The sequence below is a fragment of the Paracoccus cavernae genome (genome assembly GCF_042430175.1).
Classification (GTDB): domain Bacteria; phylum Pseudomonadota; class Alphaproteobacteria; order Rhodobacterales; family Rhodobacteraceae; genus Paracoccus; species Paracoccus cavernae.
In genome coordinates, this window is the sequence record NZ_JBHMDZ010000044.1 from 72,055 (window position 1) to 89,607 (window position 17,553).

At 64.6% G+C, this 17,553-nt stretch carries 15 protein-coding genes; 11 read left to right on the forward strand and 4 right to left on the reverse strand.

What is annotated here, in order from left to right; all coding sequences use genetic code 11:
- Positions 1-670: 670 nt before the first annotated feature.
- Positions 671-2,239, reverse strand: coding sequence for an FMN-binding glutamate synthase family protein (locus ACFFUC_RS14375; protein WP_377687458.1), 1,569 nt, complete (start codon positions 2,237-2,239; stop codon positions 671-673).
- 311 nt (positions 2,240-2,550) lie between these two features.
- On the opposite strand from ACFFUC_RS14375, the gene ACFFUC_RS14380 reads away from it, so the two are divergent.
- The 3 genes from ACFFUC_RS14380 to ACFFUC_RS14390 all read left to right on the forward strand — a co-directional run bounded on the left by ACFFUC_RS14380 (position 2,551) and on the right by ACFFUC_RS14390 (position 7,255).
- Positions 2,551-3,018 carry an Lrp/AsnC family transcriptional regulator gene (locus tag ACFFUC_RS14380; protein WP_377687386.1) on the forward strand — a complete coding sequence of 156 codons (468 nt, stop codon included), beginning with the start codon at positions 2,551-2,553 and terminating at the stop codon, positions 3,016-3,018.
- Positions 3,019-3,228: 210 nt separating this feature from the next.
- Entirely contained in the window at positions 3,229-5,910 is a 2,682-nt protein-coding gene (mdeB, locus tag ACFFUC_RS14385; protein ID WP_377687388.1) for an alpha-ketoglutarate dehydrogenase, read from the forward strand.
- A 13-nt stretch (positions 5,911-5,923) separates the two neighbouring features.
- Positions 5,924-7,255, forward strand: coding sequence for a 2-oxo acid dehydrogenase subunit E2 (locus ACFFUC_RS14390; protein WP_377687390.1), 1,332 nt, complete (start codon positions 5,924-5,926; stop codon positions 7,253-7,255).
- Between the two features lie 78 nt (positions 7,256-7,333).
- Here the strand turns inward: ACFFUC_RS14390 and ACFFUC_RS14395 are convergent, their stop codons facing one another.
- Entirely contained in the window at positions 7,334-8,545 is a 1,212-nt protein-coding gene (locus tag ACFFUC_RS14395) for an NAD(P)/FAD-dependent oxidoreductase (RefSeq protein WP_377687393.1), read from the reverse strand.
- 228 nt (positions 8,546-8,773) lie between these two features.
- Between ACFFUC_RS14395 and ACFFUC_RS14400 the strand changes: the two genes are divergently transcribed.
- From ACFFUC_RS14400 to ACFFUC_RS14425, 6 genes are all read left to right on the forward strand, one after another.
- Positions 8,774-9,574, forward strand: coding sequence for a creatininase family protein (locus ACFFUC_RS14400; RefSeq protein ID WP_377687395.1), 801 nt, complete (start codon positions 8,774-8,776; stop codon positions 9,572-9,574).
- Positions 9,575-9,577: 3 nt separating this feature from the next.
- Positions 9,578-10,402 (forward strand): ABC transporter ATP-binding protein, encoded by an 825-nt coding sequence (locus ACFFUC_RS14405; RefSeq protein WP_377687397.1) that lies wholly within the window; start codon positions 9,578-9,580, stop codon positions 10,400-10,402.
- The gene (locus ACFFUC_RS14410) at positions 10,383-11,258 is read left to right on the forward strand and encodes an ABC transporter permease (protein ID WP_377687399.1); all 876 of its coding nucleotides are present in this window, start codon (positions 10,383-10,385) and stop codon (positions 11,256-11,258) included. Before ACFFUC_RS14405 ends, ACFFUC_RS14410 begins: the two co-directional genes overlap by 20 nt.
- Before the next feature lie 101 nt (positions 11,259-11,359).
- On the forward strand, positions 11,360-12,745 hold the full coding sequence (locus tag ACFFUC_RS14415; protein ID WP_377687400.1) for an FAD-binding oxidoreductase: 1,386 nt from the start codon (positions 11,360-11,362) through the stop codon (positions 12,743-12,745).
- Entirely contained in the window at positions 12,742-13,752 is a 1,011-nt protein-coding gene (locus ACFFUC_RS14420; protein ID WP_377687402.1) for an ABC transporter substrate-binding protein, read from the forward strand. The genes ACFFUC_RS14415 and ACFFUC_RS14420 overlap by 4 nt, the downstream gene beginning before the upstream one ends.
- 215 nt (positions 13,753-13,967) lie before the next feature.
- Positions 13,968-14,588: a TetR family transcriptional regulator C-terminal domain-containing protein gene (locus tag ACFFUC_RS14425; protein WP_377687404.1), complete on the forward strand. Its 621-nt coding sequence runs from the start codon at positions 13,968-13,970 to the stop codon at positions 14,586-14,588.
- A 52-nt stretch (positions 14,589-14,640) separates the two neighbouring features.
- Here ACFFUC_RS14425 and ACFFUC_RS14430 read toward each other — a convergent pair whose 3' ends face one another.
- Positions 14,641-16,068: a PepSY-associated TM helix domain-containing protein gene (locus ACFFUC_RS14430; protein WP_377687405.1), complete on the reverse strand. Its 1,428-nt coding sequence runs from the start codon at positions 16,066-16,068 to the stop codon at positions 14,641-14,643.
- A gap of 93 nt (positions 16,069-16,161) precedes the next feature.
- Entirely contained in the window at positions 16,162-16,536 is a 375-nt protein-coding gene (locus ACFFUC_RS14435) for a hypothetical protein (RefSeq protein WP_377687406.1), read from the reverse strand.
- A gap of 50 nt (positions 16,537-16,586) precedes the next feature.
- Between ACFFUC_RS14435 and ACFFUC_RS14440 the strand changes: the two genes are divergently transcribed.
- Both ACFFUC_RS14440 and ACFFUC_RS14445 read left to right on the forward strand, forming a co-directional pair.
- Entirely contained in the window at positions 16,587-16,805 is a 219-nt protein-coding gene (locus ACFFUC_RS14440) for a hypothetical protein (RefSeq protein WP_377687408.1), read from the forward strand.
- Complete coding sequence (locus tag ACFFUC_RS14445; RefSeq protein WP_377687410.1) at positions 16,802-17,479, forward strand: HAD family hydrolase; 678 nt, start codon at positions 16,802-16,804, stop codon at positions 17,477-17,479. The genes ACFFUC_RS14440 and ACFFUC_RS14445 overlap by 4 nt, the downstream gene beginning before the upstream one ends.
- Positions 17,480-17,553: the final 74 nt, after the last annotated feature.

Here is a 17,553-nt window from a genome sequence, read left to right on the forward strand (position 1 = left end):
GGGGGAGTGCAACTCAAGAATGGGTCCATTCCGTCATTCCGGTCGGGAATGGTGCATCCCCCCGTGAACGGCAGGATGATATTCAGCATCAGCTGCGGAATGGGGGAAATAATTTGCCCGTTTTTGCGGGGGATCGGCGGGGCGGGGCAAGGCGGGATATCGGCATGGGCAGGGCTCGGGACAGTCGGATAAAGCGGCGGCGCGAGGGGCGGCCTGAAAGGATCGGAACAAAGCTTCGGGAAAGCGGAAACAGGGAAGCGGCCCTGAAGGGGCGGGCCGCGGAGAAAAAACGGGAGCAGGACAAGAAGGTGACGTGAAAACCTGATCTTAGCGCTTTTCACCCTCCGCTGCCAAGGGGCCGCGGTACGTCGATCGGGGCAGCGGGTGCAGGCAGGCGCCGTCGCAAAGCGCGCGATGCGGCCCGGGGTTGTGCCTTGTGGGCTGGCTCGCCTTTGCGGGCGGGTGCCGCAGGGTCGGGCGGGCGCGAAAGGACGGGGGCGGGGATCAGGGTCGCGGAGGTTTTGGCGCGCAGGTCGCGGCTGCTTGCGGCGCGTGGTTTTCGGTCGCCAGAATGCGCGGCTTCGGGGCGTGACCCGCGCGGCAGTCGGGCTGTTCTGGGGCCCTGGTCGGGCGGAGGGATCGGGCGGGATTGCCGCCCGACCGATGGTGCTCAGGAGGCGAATTTGCCGTGCGGGATGATCGGTGCCTTGAATGTCTCGGCCGAGGCGCGGCCCCAGCGGCTGATCCATTCGCGCAGCTCGGGGATCTCGCTGCCTTCGATCAAAAAGCCGGTGGGCAGATGCGGATAGGCCTCGTTTCCGTCAAGGAAGGTGCCGTCCTTCTGGCGGAACATGAAGTGGTAGGGCAGGAATTCGCTTGGCGTATCGAGCCCCGCAGCCCCCGCGATCTCGCCCAAAGCATGCAGCGTATTGCGGTGGAAACGCGCGACGCGGTCGCTTTTGTCGCCGACATCGATGGCGCGCTGACGAAGGGGGTCTTGCGTGGCGATCCCCACGGGGCATTTGTTGGTGTGACAGGATTGCGCCTGAATGCAGCCGACCGCGAACATGAAGCCACGTGCCGAGTTGCACCAATCCGCGCCCAGAGCCAGCGCGCGGGCAATGTCGAATGCGCTGGTGATCTTGCCGGCGGCACCGACGCGGATCTGGTCGCGAATGCCGGCACCGCGCAGCGTGTTATGGACGAAATAGAGCCCTTCGAGCATCGGCATGCCGACATGGTTGGCAAATTCCAGCGGTGCCGAGCCGGTACCGCCCTCCGCCCCGTCGACCACGATGAAATCGGGCAGAATGCCGGTCGAAAGCATCGCCTTGACCATGCACATGAATTCGCGCCTGTGCCCGATACAGAGCTTGAAACCGACGGGCTTGCCCTCGGACAAAGCGCGCAATTCGCCAAGGAAACGCATCATCCCCTCGGGCGTCGAAAAGCTGCTGTGCGAGGGGGGCGAGATGCAGTCCTCGCCCATGGGAATGCCGCGCGCCTCGGCGATTTCCTTGCTGATTTTCGCCGCGGGCAACATGCCGCCATGACCGGGTTTCGCGCCCTGGCTGAGCTTCAGCTCGATCAGTTTGATCTGGGGGTCGGCGGCCTGAAGGCGGAACTTCTCGGGGTCGAAACTGCCGTCGGCTTTGCGGCAGCCGAAATAGCCCGACGCCACCTGATAGATCAGGTCGCCGCCGCTTTCGCGGTGATAGCGGCTGATCCCGCCCTCGCCGGTATCATGGGCGAAGCCGCCCTTCTTCGCGCCGCGGTTCAGCGCCGCGATCGCATTGCCCGACAGCGCGCCGAAGCTCATGGCGGAGATGTTGTAGAGCGAGGCATCATAGGGCTGGCGGCATTCCGGCCCGCCGATCGGGATGCGGAAATCGGTATCGGTGATGATCTTGGGCGCGACCGAATGTGTCACCCATGAATAGCCCGCTTCATAGACCTTTTCGGATGTGCCGAAGGGGCGCTTGTCCTCGGCGCCTTTGGCGCGTTGGTAGACGAGGCTGCGCGCCTCGCGGCTGAAGGGCAGCTCGTCATTGTCGCTTTCGATGAGATATTGCCGGATCTCGGGTCGGATGCTTTCCAGAAGGAAGCGGATATGGCCGATGATGGGATAGTTGCGCAAAACCGCATGGTGGCGCTGGGTCAGGTCATGGATGCCGAGCGCCGTCAGCAGGCCGAAAATGACCAGAAAAGCCAGTGCCGCCTGATGACCCGCTACCGCCATGACCGCGGCGGCAAACAGGCCGAAAATCGTGCAGCCCAAAATCGTGTAGCGTGCATATTGTGTCGACGTGAGAACCTTCAAGACCCTGTTCCTTTGGTACCTTGCGCGTGCGGTCGGGGAGGACCCGCCGCCCCCCTATAGCCGAGATCGCGCGCATTGGTTACGACAAGCTAGCCGCTTTCGGTGAACTTCCTGTTAACGCCGCGCCGCAAATTCGTGAGCCGTGCCATAAAGGCCGCGGCCGCGGGCATCTGTACTTCGCGCGGCGGGCGTGGCTTAGATGGCGCTCCATCCCACTTCCGGAGCAGGACATGCCGCGCAGGCCCTTGGACCAGATCGACCGCAAAATTCTCGAGCAATTGCAAAGGGACAGCAAACTGAGCAATGTCGAGCTGTCGAACCGCGTGGGCCTGTCGCCCTCGCCCTGCCTTGCGCGCGTCAAGCAGCTGGAAGCGGACGGGATCGTGCGGGGCTATGTCGCGCTTCTGGATCCGGCGGCGGTCGATCTTTCGATCAGCGTCTTCATCCATGTCACGCTGGAAAAGCAGGTCGAGCGCGCGCTTTCGACTTTCGAGCAAAAGATGAACGCCTTTCCCGAGGTCATGGAATGTTATCTCATGACCGGCGACAGCGACTATCTGGTGCGCCTCGTCGTGCCCGATCTGGCGGCCTTGCAGGATTTCATCGTCAAGGAGCTGACGACCATCCCCGGCATTGCCAACATCAAGTCGAGCTTTGCGCTCAAACAGGTCAAATACAAGACGGCGCTGCCGGTCTGAAAACGGCGCGCGGCCTGCGCCAAAGTCTTATTTGCCCGATTGGCGTGATTTGCCTGTGAATTGTTTGCGCCGGAAGTTTCGGCGTTTTGTGCTGATTCTGTGAGATAAATCAGCAGGACATGCTGCAAGGTTGGCATATTGCCGGATCAACGGCACCATATTCCGCGCGACCCCCGATATGCTGGCCTGACGTCAATTGGGGGGAAGATTATGTCGCAGCTCGAGCCGCAGGCCTTTGGAATGGTCGATCCGGATCCGGTGGAAACGCAGGAATGGACCGAGGCGCTTTCGGCGGTTGCATCCGCCTCGGGCAGCGAGCGCGCGCAATTCCTGCTGCGCCAGCTCGAGGGCGTGGCACGCGACAACGGCGTCTTCCTGCACGGCCAGCCCTATTCGGCCTATCGCAACACCATCCCCGTGGCCCAGCAGGGCGCCTATCCCGGCGATCTCGCCATGGAGGAGCGGCTGACCGCGATCATGCGCTGGAACGCTTTGGCGATGGTCGTTCGCGCGAACCGCGCCTATGGCGAGCTTGGCGGCCATATCGCGAGCTATGCCAGCGCGGCCGAGATTTTCGAGATGGGCTTCAACCATTTCTTCCGCGCCAAAACGCCGGAATTCGGCGGCGATCTGGTCTATTTCCAGCCCCATTCCGCCCCCGGCGTCTATGCCCGCGCCTTCCTTGAAGGGCGTCTGTCGGAAGAGCAGATGAACAATTACCGTCAGGAAACCGGCGGCAACGGGCTGTGCTCCTATCCCCATCCGTGGCTCATGCCCGATTTCTGGCAATTCCCCACCGGCTCGATGGGTCTCGGCCCGATCAGCGCCATCTATCAGGCGCGCTACATGCGTTACCTCGAGGGCCGCGGCCTTGCCGATACGGCGGGCCGTCACGTCTGGGGGGTATTTGGTGATGGAGAAATGGACGAGCCCGAGTCCATTGCCGGCCTGACTTTGGCCGCGCGGGAAAACCTCGACAACCTGACTTTCATCGTGAACTGCAACCTGCAGCGTCTGGACGGGCCGGTGCGCGGCAACGGCCAGATCATCCAGGAGCTGGAAAGCCTGTTCATCGGCGCGGGCTGGAATGTGATCAAGGTGCTTTGGGGCTCGGAGTGGGACGGGCTGTTTGCCCGCGACAAGGATCTGGTCCTGCTGCGCCGCTTTGCCGAGACTGTGGACGGGCAATATCAGGATCTGGGCAGCAAGGACGGCGATTACAACCGCGCGAAATTCTTTGATACCGACCCCGCGACCCGCGATCTCGTCGCCCATATGACCGATGCCGAGATCCATGCGCTCAAGCGTGGCGGCCATGACTTCCGCAAGCTTTACGCGGCTTTCGCGGCGGCCAAGGCGCATAAGGGACGCCCGACGGTGATCCTCGCCAAGACCAAGAAGGGCTACGGCATGGGCAATGCCGGCGAAAGCCGCATGACCGCGCATCAGTCGAAAAAGCTGGATATGGAGGCTTTGGTCGCCTTCCGCGACCGCTTCGATCTGCCGCTGTCCGAGGCCGATCTCGAGGCGCTGAAATTCTATCGTCCCGCGGACGACAGCCCCGAGATGACCTATCTGCGGACCCGCCGCGAGGGCTTGGGGGGCGCTCTGCCCGCTCGCCATCAGGGCGGGGCGGCCATTCCCGCGGTGCCCGCGCTGGCAAGCTACGGCAAATTCGCGACCCAAGCCGAGGGGCGCGAGATGTCCACCACGATGGCGGCTGTTCGCATGATGGGCGGGCTGTTGAAGGACAAGGCTTTCGGGCCGCGCATCGTGCCGATTGTCGCCGACGAGGCGCGCACCTTCGGCATGGACAACCTCTTCCGTCAGGTCGGGATCTATGCCCCCAAGGGCCAGCTTTACGAGCCCGAGGATGCTGGCTCGATGATGTTTTACAAAGAGGCCAAGGACGGCCAACTGCTGGAAGAAGGCATTACCGAGGCCGGCGCGATTTCAAGCTGGGCTGCGGCGGCGACATCCTACAGTGTCCATGACACGCCGGTTCTGCCCTTCTATATCTATTACTCGATGTTCGGTTTCCAGCGGATCGGCGATCTGATCTGGGCGGCGGCCGACCAGCGCGCGCGCGGCTTTTTGTTGGGCGCGACGGCGGGGCGGACCACGCTTTCGGGCGAAGGGCTCCAGCATCAGGACGGCACCAGCCATGTCATCGCGGCGACGATCCCGAATTGCCGCGCCTATGATCCGGCCTTTGCATCCGAACTGGCGGTGATCATGGATCACGGCATGCGCCGCATGATCGACGAGCAGGCCGACGAATTCTACTACGTCACCGTCATGAACGAGAACTACGCGCAGCCGAACCTGCCCGAGGGCCGCGAAAGCGACATCATCAAGGGGCTTTACCATTTCGGCACGCGCGGCGACGACAAGGCCGAGACCCGCGTGCGTCTGCTTGGCTCGGGCACGATCATGCAACAGGTCATTGCGGCGGCGGATCTTCTGGCCGCGCGTTTCGGGATCGCGAGCGACATCTATAGCGCGACCAGCTTTACCGAACTGGCCCGCGAGGCCCGCGAAATCGAGCGCGAGAACCGGCTTTGCGCCCATGACGAGCCGCGCATCAGCCATGCCGCGCGCCTGCTTTCGGGCCGGATGCCGGTGGTGGCCGCGACCGATTACGTCCGCGCGCTGCCTCAGATGATCGCGCCCTATCTCGATGCGCGGATGGTTGCTTTGGGCACCGACGGTTTCGGGCGCAGCGATACCCGCACCGCGCTTCGTGCCTTCTTCGAGGTCGATCCGCAAAGCATCGCTTTGGCCGCGATCGACGCCCTCGTGCGTGACGGCCATCTGCCGCGCGACATCCAGCGCGAGGCCATCGCGGCCTTTGGTCTGGACGCGCAAAAGCCCAGCCCCTGGACCGTGTAAGGAGGCCCCGACAATGACCATGCTGACAAAGATTGCAGTGCCGGATCTGGGCGAGTTCAAGAATGTGCCGATCGTCGATATTCCGGTGGCGGTGGGCGACGAAATCGCGATCGGCGATACGCTGATCGTGGTGGAATCCGACAAGGCGACGCTGGACGTGCCGAGCGATTTCGCGGGGGTGGTGACATCGATCCTCGTGGCGCTTGGCGACAAGGTGAGCCAGGGCTCGATCCTCGCCGAGATCCGCATGGAGGCGGGGGCTGCCGCGCCCGCCCAGCCTGCCGCGCCCGAAGTGGAGGCGGCAGAGGTTGCGCCGCCTGCATCCACAGCGCCCGCACCTGTCGCGCCGGTTCCGGCGGCGCTGCCCGTCGCGGCGCCCGCGACGGTCACCGCTCAGGCGCCGGTTCAACCTGTAGCGGGCGGCTCGCCGTTCCCGCCCCATGCCTCGCCCTCGGTGCGCAAATATGCGCGCGAGCTGGGGGTCGATCTGGCGGGGATCGGCGGGACCGGTCCCAAGGGCCGCATCTCGCGCGAGGATGTGCAGGGCGCGGTCAAGGCCGCGATCGCTGCAGCCAAAGCGGCACCTGCCGCGTCGGGCGGGGGCCTCGGGTTCGATCTTCCGCCTTGGCCGCAGGTCGATTTCGCGAAATTCGGCGAGATCGAGCGGGTCTCCTTGTCGCGCATCACCCGCATCTCTGGTCCGGCTTTGGCGCGCAATGCGATCATGATCCCGCATGTGACCAATTTCGACGAGGCCGATGTCACCGATCTTGAAGCGTTCCGCAAAACCCTCAATGCCGAGGCGGCAAACGGGGGCGCGGGCAAGCTGTCGCTGCTGCCTTTCGTGGTCAAGGCGGCGGTCGCCGCGCTCAAGACCTATCCCGCCTTCAACGCCTCGCTGGATGGTGGCGAGATGGTGCTCAAGCATTACTGGAACATCGGGGTCGCGGCGGATACGCCCGACGGGCTGGTCGTGCCGGTGATCAAAGGGGCGGACCGCAAGGGCATCCGCGAGATCGCCTCGGAAATGGCGGATCTGGCCGCCGATGCGCGGGCGGGGCGGCTGCATCCGACGGATATGCAGGGCGCGAGCTTTACGATTTCTTCGCTCGGGGGGATTGGCGGCACGAATTTCACGCCGATCATCAATGCGCCGGAGGTCGCGATCTTGGGCATGACGCGGGCGGCGATCAAGCCGGTCTGGGACGGGCAGGGCTTCGCGCCGCGCCTCATCCAGCCTTTGTCGCTGTCCTGGGACCACCGTGCTGTGGACGGGGTGGCGGCGGCGAAATTCCTTGGCGTGGTCGGGAAGATGCTGGGTGATTTCCGCCGCATCACCTTGTGAGGCGGGGGGCCGCGCGCAAGCGCCTTCGGGTGAAGCCGTCGGGTGAAAAAGGGCTGCGGGAAACCGCAGCCCTTCGCGTTACAAAAGCGCCTTGAGGTCCGAGGCCGGATCGGCAATCACCGCCGCCTCGGGCGAGCGCCCCGCCTCGATCAGGCGTTTGCCGATCATATAGTTGCGCGGATCATTCATCGCATCGACGGCAAGCAGGGTCTCGCCCTTGAAATACCAATGCGAACAGGTGGTTGCGCCTTCCGCCTTGCGTACGACAACGCGGTCGAAGCCGGTGTTGAGGCCCGCAATCTGTAGTTTCAGCGCATATTGATCCGACCAGAACCAGGGTTTGGGATGATAATCCGCCTCTGCGCCCAGCATATTGGCGGCGACGGCCTCGGCCTGATCAATCGCGTTCTGGACGCTTTCAAGCCGGATCATCGCGCCGCGATAGGGTAGAACCGTGCAATCGCCCGCAGCCCAGATGGCGGGATCGCTGCTTTGGCCGCGCGCATCGACGATGATGCCGCCCTCGCAGGCAAGCCCCGCCTCGCGCGCGAGCCGGTCATTGGCCGCAACCCCGATCCCCGCGATGACGAAATCGACGTTCAGCACGCGCCCGTCCGCCAGATCGGCGGTGATCGCGCCGTCACCTGTCCCGCGCAAGGATGCCAGTCCCGTGCCCTCGATGATGGCGACGCCGTTTTCGCCGTGGAGCGCGCGGAAGAAATCCGAGGTCTCGGGCGCGGCGACGCGTTGCAGGATGCGCGGCGCGGCCTCGAGCAGCGTGACCGACAGGCCGAGCTTGGCCGCAACCGCCGCCGCCTCGAGGCCGATATAGCCGCCGCCCACGATCAGCACCCGCCGCCCCGCGACGAATTCCGGCCCCATCCGCGCGACATCGGCCAGATCGCGCACCACATAGACGCGCTCCAGATCGCCGCCCATCGCGGCAGGCAGGCGGCGCGGGCTCGCCCCCGTGGTCAGCGCCAGCCCGTCGTAGCCGAGTGTCGTGCCGTCATCGAGACGGATTTCGCGGCTCTCGCGCCGGATTTCCGCCACGCGGCGCCCGGTCAGAAGCGTGATCCCCTGATCCTCGTAGAACCGCGCGGGCCGCAGATGCAGCTGCTCGAGCGTCATCTCGTTCATCAGATATTTCTTGGATAGCGGCGGGCGCTGATAGGGCAGCGAGGGTTCGTCGCCGATCAGGGTGATCGCGCCTTCATGCCCCAGCGCGCGGAGCTTGGCTGCAAGCGCCGCCCCCGCCTGTCCGGCACCAATGATCACGAAATGGCTCATGCGGGTGGTCTCCTGTCGTCTGGGATGTCCGGCGGCGGGACGGGTCACGGAAAGCTGCGCGTTTGCCGTGGTGAATGATCAAAAAGTTCATTATTCATCAGCGCCTTGAAAGAATCATACCAAATGGTTTGACCGATTGCTATTATTTTGTTTAACTTTTCCCCAAGGGGAGGAGAAACCATGACAGAGATGCCAGACCGCACAGGGTCCAGCCGGGGGGGGGTGCCGATGAAACGCTATTGGGCCGATTACTCCAGCCGCGAATTCGCCGCGCTCGACCGCGAGAGAATCATTGCCGTGCAGCCGATCGGAGCGATCGAGCAGCATGGCCCGCATCTGCCGATGTCGGTCGATGCCTGCACCGTTGACGGCGTTGCAAGACGCCTCGCGCGCGCCTTGCCCGAGGATAGCCCCGTGCTGATCCTGCCGACGCAGGCGGTGTGCAAAAGCGACGAACATATCGATTTCCCGGGCACTTTGACGCTTTCGCCGGAAACGCTTCTGCGCGTCCTGACCGAAATCGGCGCCTCGGTCGCGCGGTCGGGCGTACGCAAGATCGCCTTTCTCAACGGTCATGGCGGGAATATCGCGGTCATGGACCTTGCCGCCCGTGCCCTGCGTGTCGAGCACGACATGATGGCCTTTTCGGTCAACTGGTTCGGCTTCGGCATGCCCGAGGGGACCTATTCGCCGCTCGAATCCGGCCACGGCATCCATGCCGGCGATATGGAAACCTCGGTCATGCTGGCGCTGGACCCCGACAATGTCGATATGGGGCTGGCGCGCGACTACCGCTCGCGCGGGCAGGATCTGGCAGAGACCACGCGCCATATCGGGCTCGGCCGCGGCGTGAAGCCGGGCTGGAAGATCCAGGATCTCAACGACGACGGCGCTTGCGGCGAGGCCCATCTGGCCAGCGCCGCCAAAGGCGAGGCCACGCTTGACCATGCGGTCGCGCGTCTGGTCGAGGCCATGGCCGAAATCGACGCCATGCCGGCCAGCTGGCTGCGCAAACGGCAGGAGGGCTAGGCGATGCCGGACCAATCCCACGGCCATCCCGACGGCGGCCGCGCGGGGCAAACCGCCCTGATCGAAATGATCGACGTCGACAAGGAATTCGCCAACGGCACGGTCGCGGTCCGCGATATGTCGCTGGTGATCAACAAGGGCGAATTCGTCAGCTTCCTCGGGCCGTCGGGCTGCGGGAAATCGACGGCGCTCAAGATGATCTCGGGGCTTTTGTCGGTCTCGAACGGCTCGATCACGGTGAACGGGCATCTGGCGGGGCAAAGCCCCGATGCCAGCGACATCGGCTATGTCTTCCAAGAGGCCAACCTGCTGCCTTGGGCCACGGTTTTCGAGAACGTGTATTTGCCGCTGAAGCTGCGCGGGCTGTCGCGCAAAGAGGCGAGCGCGCGTGTCGAGGAAGCCCTCGCGATGGTCGGGCTCGCGAAATTCGCGAAATCCTATCCGCGCCAGCTCTCGGGCGGGATGCGGATGCGCGTCTCGATCGCGCGGGCGATGGTGACCAAGCCCAAGCTTTTGCTGATGGACGAGCCCTTTGCCGCTTTGGACGAGATGACGCGCGCCAAGCTCAATGACGATGTGCTCCAGCTTTGGGAAAGTCAGGGACTGACGGTGATCTTCGTCACCCATTCGGTGTTCGAATCCGTCTATCTGTCCAGCCGCGTCGTCGTCATGGCCGCCCGTCCGGGCCGCGTCGTCCACGATATCGCGCTCGGGGACGGCTATCCGCGCAACGCCGCCTACCGCATGACGGCGGCCTATACCGAGAGCTGCCGTCTCGTCAGCAACGCTTTGGAAGGGACCATGGACCATGTCGATCTCAACCATTGAGGGCGCCGTAACAGCGGGGGGCCCCACCCGCGCCAAACCCGATCCCGCGCTGGCCCGCGCCCGCGCCGAGCGCTTCGAGGCGCGCAAACGCGTCATCCTGCCGGTCGCCTCGATCCTGACCGCGCTGGCTTTGTGGGAATTCCTCGTCTGGTTTTACGAGGTCCCCCATTACCTGATCCCCGCGCCGAGCCTGATCGCGAAAACGCTGGTTCAGGACTGGTCGAGCCTGATGGGCAGCGCGATCTTCACCATCAAGCTGACGCTGTTGTCGCTTGGCCTTGCGATCGTGGGCGGCGTCCTGATGGGGATGCTTTTCGCGCTGTCGCGCAATCTGGAAATGAGCCTGTTTCCCTTTGCGGTGATCTTGCAGGTGACGCCGGTGATCGCGATTGCGCCGCTGATCCTGATCTATGTCAGCAACACGTTTTTCGCGTTGCTGATCTGCGCGTGGCTCGTGGCTTTCTTCCCGATCCTGTCGAATACCGCGATCGGGATGCGCAGTGCCGACCATAATCTGCGCGACCTTTTCACGCTCTATCAGGCGACGCCGTGGCAGCGGCTGCGCTACCTGCTGATCCCCTCGGCGCTGCCCTATTTCATGGCCGCGCTGAAAATCGCGGGCGGGCTGGCGCTGATCGGCGCGGTGGTCGCGGAATTCGTCGCGGGCACAGCGGGGACGAATACCGGCCTTGCCTCGCGCATCCTCGAATCCAGCTTCCGCAACGAGATCCCGCGCATGTTCGCCGCGCTTTTCCTCGTGTCGATGCTGGGGATCGTGATCTTCCTTGCGACCTCGTGGCTCTCGCGCGCGGTGCTTGGCCATTGGCACGAAAGCGAGATCAAACGCGAGGGCTGAGACCCGCCCGAACCATCCGCCCGTCCGGTCCTCCGGTCGGGCGTCTTCCATCCCGTCACCGCCCCATCCGCTCCGCCGCTTCCCAAGGAAAGAGACCGACCATGACCAGAACCCAAGCCCTCGACGCGTTCAAAGCCGATCTCGCGGGGATCCGTTTTCACGACGACGCCAATTACCTCTCGGCGCGGTCCAAGGATTATTTCTGGTACAGCCCGATCCTGAACGATCTGCTGCAGGACAAGCTGGGCGAACTGGTCGTCGTGCCGCAATCGGTCGAAGAGGTCACAGCCGTTGCTGCCCTGATCGCGCGCTACAAACTGCCCCTGACCCTGCGGGGCGGCGGCACCGGCAATTACGGCCAATGCGTGCCGCTTGAAGGCGGCGTGATCATGGATCTGACGCGGCTCGACAAGGTGCGCGAAATCCGCGAGGGCTATGTCCGCGTCGAGGCCGGCGCGCGCATCTCGCGTCTGGACGAGGCCGCGCGCGAGACGGGGCAGGAGCTTTTGATGTATCCCTCGACCCGCCAGATGGCGACGATCGGCGGCTTTATCGCGGGTGGTTCCGGCGGGATCGGCTCCTTGCGTCACGGGATGCTGCGCGATCCGGGAAATGTGAGCTATATCAAGGTCATCACCGTCGAGGAAAACCCGCAGGTGATCGAATTGCGCGACGACGCCATCCAGAAGGTCCAGCACGCCTACGGCACCAACGGCATCGTGGTCGAGGTCGGTCTGGCCCTGACGCCCGCCACCGACTGGATCCATACGGCGGCGCTCTTCGACGGCTACGACCATGCCTTGCGCTTTGCGACTTCGGCGCAGGAAGGCGGGATGGATTGCTATCTGCTGACCGCGGTCGAGCGCCGCTTCGCGCCCTATTACACCAAATTCGGCGACTACTTCCCCGCCGACCGCGACGCGATTTTCGCCATGGTCGCGCCCTCGGAACTGGCGCGTTTCACCGCCGAGGCCGAGGCGCGGGGGGGCCGTGTCTCCTTTGCGATGACCAAGGACGAAATCCGCGCGGCCGGTCTTCAGCCCGCCTATGAATGCGGCTGGAACCATACCACGCTTCAGGCGCTCAAGGCCGACAAGGGCTGGACCTATCTTCAGGTCGCCTATCCGCGCCCCTTCGATCCCGATCTGGTGATGGCGCAGATGGCGCGCTACGGCGAGGAGCTTTACTGGCACCACGAAATGGCGCGGATGGACGGCGAGATCCAGATCTTCGCGCTGCCCCTCGTGCGCTATCGCGGCAAAGACGAAACCTACCGCCTGATTGCCGAGCTCGAAAGCCTCGACGGCTGCACCATCTTCGATCCCCATGTCGTCACCATCGAAGACGGCGGCATGAAGCAGATCGACGACAGCCAGATCGCATTCAAGAAACAGGCCGATCCTTACGGCCTGATGAACCCCGGAAAAACGCGGGGCTGGAGCGCCGATATGGCGCGCAAGGACGAAACTCAGGGAGAGGTCGTATGAAGGGAATTCTCGCGGCATTGGCCGCAGCAGGCGCCTTGATGGCGGCAGGCGGGGCTTGGGCGCAGGACAAGGTCGTGCTGGGCACCAACTGGCTGGCGCAGGGCGGGCATGGCGGCTTTTATCAGGCCGTGGCCGACGGGACTTACGCCAAACACGGGCTCGAGGTCGAAATCCGCCCCGGCGGGCCGCAGGTCAACAACCGCCCCATGCTTTCGGCGGGGCGTCTGGACTTCATCATTGCGGGCAACCTGTTGCTTTCCTTCGATAACGTCCGCAACAACATCCCGACCCGCGTCGTCGCGGCCTTCTATCAAAAGGATCCGCAGGCGGTCATGGCCCATGCCGGCGCCTATCCCGATTTCGCGTCGCTGACCAAGGCGCCGACGGTGTTGATGGGCAAGGACGGCCAGTTCAGCTTCTGGAAATGGATGGTCGCGGACAAGGGCTTCAAGAACGAGCAGCTGCGCCCCTACAACTTCAACCTCGCGCAGTTCCTTGGCGATCCGGCCATGGTCCAGCAGGCCTACGGTACCGCCGAGCCGCTTTATGCCAAGACCGAGGGCGCGGCGGTCGATACCTTCCTGCTCGCCGATCAGGGCTGGACGACCTATGGCGGCACGATCGAGACCCGCCAGCAGCTCATCGACGAAAACCCCGAGCTGGTGCAGCGCTTCGTCGATGCCTCGATCGAGGGCTGGTACAATTACATCTACGGCGACCGCAGCGCCGCCTATGCCGCGATCATGGCCGCCAACCCCGAGATGACGGTCGAAAAGCTTGATGCCGAAATGGCGCAATTCGAGGCTCTGGGCATCATCGATTCCGGCGAGGCGCTGGAAAAGGGGATCGGCGCGCTTGACGAGGCGCGGATCAAGGATTTCCACGATCTCGCGGTGGCCTCGGGCATTCTCGAAGCGGGCAGCGTCGATCTGTCGAAGGTCGCGGATACCCGTTTCGTCAACAAAGGCACGGGGCTTGATCTGAAAGCCAAGCTTTCGGCCGAGTAATTCCCCGCCTCACGACAACCGGCCGGACGCGCATCCGCAGCGTCCGGCTTTTTCTTGACCGCAACCTTCTTTGCCGCCGTCTTTGCCGCCGACTTTGGCTGCCGTCTGTCGCCGCCGCGCGCGCGATCCGGCCCCATCCCGTTCAAAAGGCTGGTAAAGCCGCGCGGGGCAGGCTACCGCCAGAGAAGGAAATCCAGATCCGGAGGGAGGGCGGCATGACCAGCGCCCAGCAACGACGCCGTGAAATCCAGGCCGCGATCCGCGATGCCGCGATCCGCGAATTCGCCCGTAACGGGCTGGCGGGGACCTCGACCGCGGCGATCGCGCAATCGGCGGGGATCACCAAGGCGCAGCTGCATTACTATATCTCGTCCAAGGAAGAGCTCTATCAGGATGCGCTCGGCCATATCGTGACAGAATGGCGCGACATTTTCTTCATCAATGCGCCGGGCGACGATCCGGCGTCGACGATCTCGGCCTATATCGCGCGCAAGATCCGCCATTCGCTCGACCATCCCGATGTCTCGCGCTTTTTCGCCAGCGAAATCGCCCGCGGCGCGCCGGAAATGGGCGAACATTGGGGCGCGCTGAAAGCCGCCGTTCAGGACGCGAATGCCGTGATCGAGGGCTGGATCGCGGCGGGCAAGATCGCGCCGCTCGATCCTTTGCTGTTCCAGTTCAACATCTGGGCCGTGACCCAGCATTACGCCGAATACGAGGCGCAGGCGCGCGTCCTGATGGAGGTGCCCGAGGGCGCGGCCCTTGATCTCGACCGCATCATCGCCGAGGCGACGGGGCTGTTTCTGGCGCGCTGCGGTTTGGTCGAGCGCGGCTGAGGGCGTCTGGACGGGGGGCAGTCAAGCCGCCCCCCTCAGGATCGCGCGACGCTCAGCTTGCCGCATATGCCAAGCGGCTGCGCAGCAGATCGACGGCCAGAAAGAGGGCGAGGCTCGCGCCCAGAGCCGGCAGCGCCCAGCCAAAGGCCAGCGCGGCGATCAGGGTTGCGATGCGTGCAGTCGCTCCCGTCCGCGACCAGCCGGCAATCAGCCCTTGCGGCAAGGCCCCCGCTGCAGGACGGCGCAGCCACCAGATGCGGTAGCCATAGGCGATGACCGCCACCAGACCCAGACCCGCCTGCGCGACGACGATCTGGTTCGCCAGCCCGAACAGCACGCCCATATGCGCGTCGATCCCCCAGCGCACCAGCTTCGCGACCAGCCCGAAACTGTCGAAATCGGTGCGTGCAATCACGGTGAACATCGCCGGATCGACCGCCGCCGCATCGACCTGACTGGGCCAGCGCCGGTCGTATTCGGTCACGAGCCATGCCTTGCCGGCTTTCGGCGGACGGATCTCGGTCATGGGGGCGTCGATCCCCTCGAACCGCGCCGAGGCCAGCGCGACATCGAAATAATCGTCCAGCTCGGGGCCGGATAGCGCGGTCATCGCGGCGGCTTGCGCCATATGTTCGGCATGTTCACCCCCCGACATATCCGCCATCCCCGCCCCGTCCAACGACAGATCCAACGCGGGCGTGACCCAGCCCATGACGCCGCGCAACGCGTCGATCCGCGCCCCCGCCGCCTGAGACCATGTCAGCCCCGTGACCGACAGGAAGAGCAGGACAACCGCGATCGAGACCCCGATCATGCTGTGGATCCAGCGCAGCCTTTGCGCCTTGGGCAGCTGGTTGACCGGCCGCGCGCGCCTGCGCCCCGTGGCCCAGAGCCAGACCCCGCCGAGCGTTGCCACCCACAGCCATGATGCGGCCAGCTCGCTGTAATAGCGGCCCCATTCGCCCAGCATCAGGTTGCGGTGGAAATAGTCGATGGCGGTGCGGAAGGGCAGGATCCCCGAGGTGCCATAGGCCACCATGTCGCCTTTGACCGCCAGCGTGAAGGGATCGACAAAGATCGCGCGCGTCTCGGACGGGCCAAGCGCGGGGTCGGAAAACATCACCCGCGTCGTATCGGCAGGTGTCGGCGCGGGCCGGAGCGCAAAGATCGGCGCATCCCCCGCCAGCTTGCGCGCGGCGCGGATCTGCTCGGCCAGAGGGGCGGGTTTCGGGGTCTCGGGGCTGGTCCAGTCGCCGGTCTCACCGGTCGAAAGCGCCTCGCGGTAGATCCATGCCTCGAGCTGGGGAGTGGCGACGTAAAGCGTGCCGGTCAGCGCCGCGATCAGGATGAAGGGGCCGGCAAAGAGGCCGACATAGAAATGGAGGCGCAGCAGAAAGGCGCGCCAGGCGGCGGCATTGGTGCCGCTATTGCTGCCCTTGTTGGCGGCATCGGGCCGCGCGTTGGGAAAAGTCTCGGTCATTTTTGGTCCCGCATTCGCAAAGAGAGGGCGCGCGCGGCGGTCCCGCGCGGGCGATCACATGTCGAAAAGCCCAAAGCCGGCCCGTGAAAGCGTTCAGACGGGGCGACCGGCAAGCGGGAAGAGGGGCGGGCCGCGCGGCGGCGTCGCGCGGTCGCGCAGCCGGTCGAGCGCATAGCGGCGCATCGGCAGATAGGTGACGGCCTGCGCGTGACGCTCGATCGCGACAAGGCAGGGCTCGGGATCGGGCAGGATCGCGGGGCCGACCTGCGTGCAGACCGGACAATGGGGCAGGGCGAATTCGTCATGCCCCTCGGCCCCACCGCAAAGATCGCTCGGCAATCCGGCGAGCGCATAGGCGCGCAGGGCAAGCGAATCCGCCGAAGGCAGACGATGGCCAGCCCCCGCCATGCCCAAAGCGAGCGTCAGCATCGCCACGAGCACCAGACAGAAAGAGGGCAGAATCCGCATCGCCATGACCCGCAATAAAACGGGATCCCGCGCGAGACAAGTCGCCAGAAATGCTGAATTTCGTCCCCTGCGCGGCAAAGGGCGGGCCGGTGCGTTCCCTGTTTGCCGCCGCGGCGCGCGCGGGTCTTGTTTTGCGGGGTCCCGTCATGGTGCGGCGGCCGGTTGCCGTGCCGCGATCGAGCCGCAGCCCGAGCCTGTGCAAGCCGGGCTATCTTGTTGGCGACAATCCCGTCATGCTGCGCGAAATCATGCAGGAAAGCGGGAAATGATGCGCGACTTCAAAGCCATTCTCTTCGATTGCGACGGGGTTTTGCTCGATAGCGAGCCTCTGGGCTGCGAATCTCTGGCCCGCGCGGTCAGCGCTGCGGGCAGGCCGATGACCACCGTCGAGGCGGCCTCGGTCTTTTCGGGCAATTCGGTTCAGGCCAGTCTCGCTTGGATCGCGGGCGAGGGGCTCGATCCCGAACAGGTGGTCGCCTCGGCCGACGAGATCCTTTTTGCGATGTTCGACATGGATATTCCCCATATTCCGGGGGTGGAGGCGGTTCTGCGCGGTTTCGACCTGCCGATGGCGGTCTGCTCGAATTCCAGCATAAACCGGCTCGAGCAATCCTTGGCGCGCACGCCTCTGGCCGCGCATTTCGGGCCGCATATCTATTCGGCCGAACAGGTCGCGCGCGGTAAACCCGCGCCGGATCTGGTCTATTTCGCCGCCGAGAAACTGAGGGTCGCGCCTGCCGAGGCGATCTTCATCGACGACAACCCCCACGGCGTGAAGGCCGCGGAGGCGGCGGGCTGTCTTGCGGTGGGATTCGTCGGCCCCTCCGACCACCGTGCGGGCCATGCCGAGGTCCTGCGCGCCGCCGGTGCCGATCATGTCGTGAGCGGAATGGCGGCATTCCACGAACTTCTGACCCGCCTCTCGGTCCCCGTAGCCGCGTGATATTGTTCGATTAAAGGCGCGTTCTTCCCCGTGTGTGCGCGGCAATGGCCGCCATCGGGCGCGATCGGCGGCTG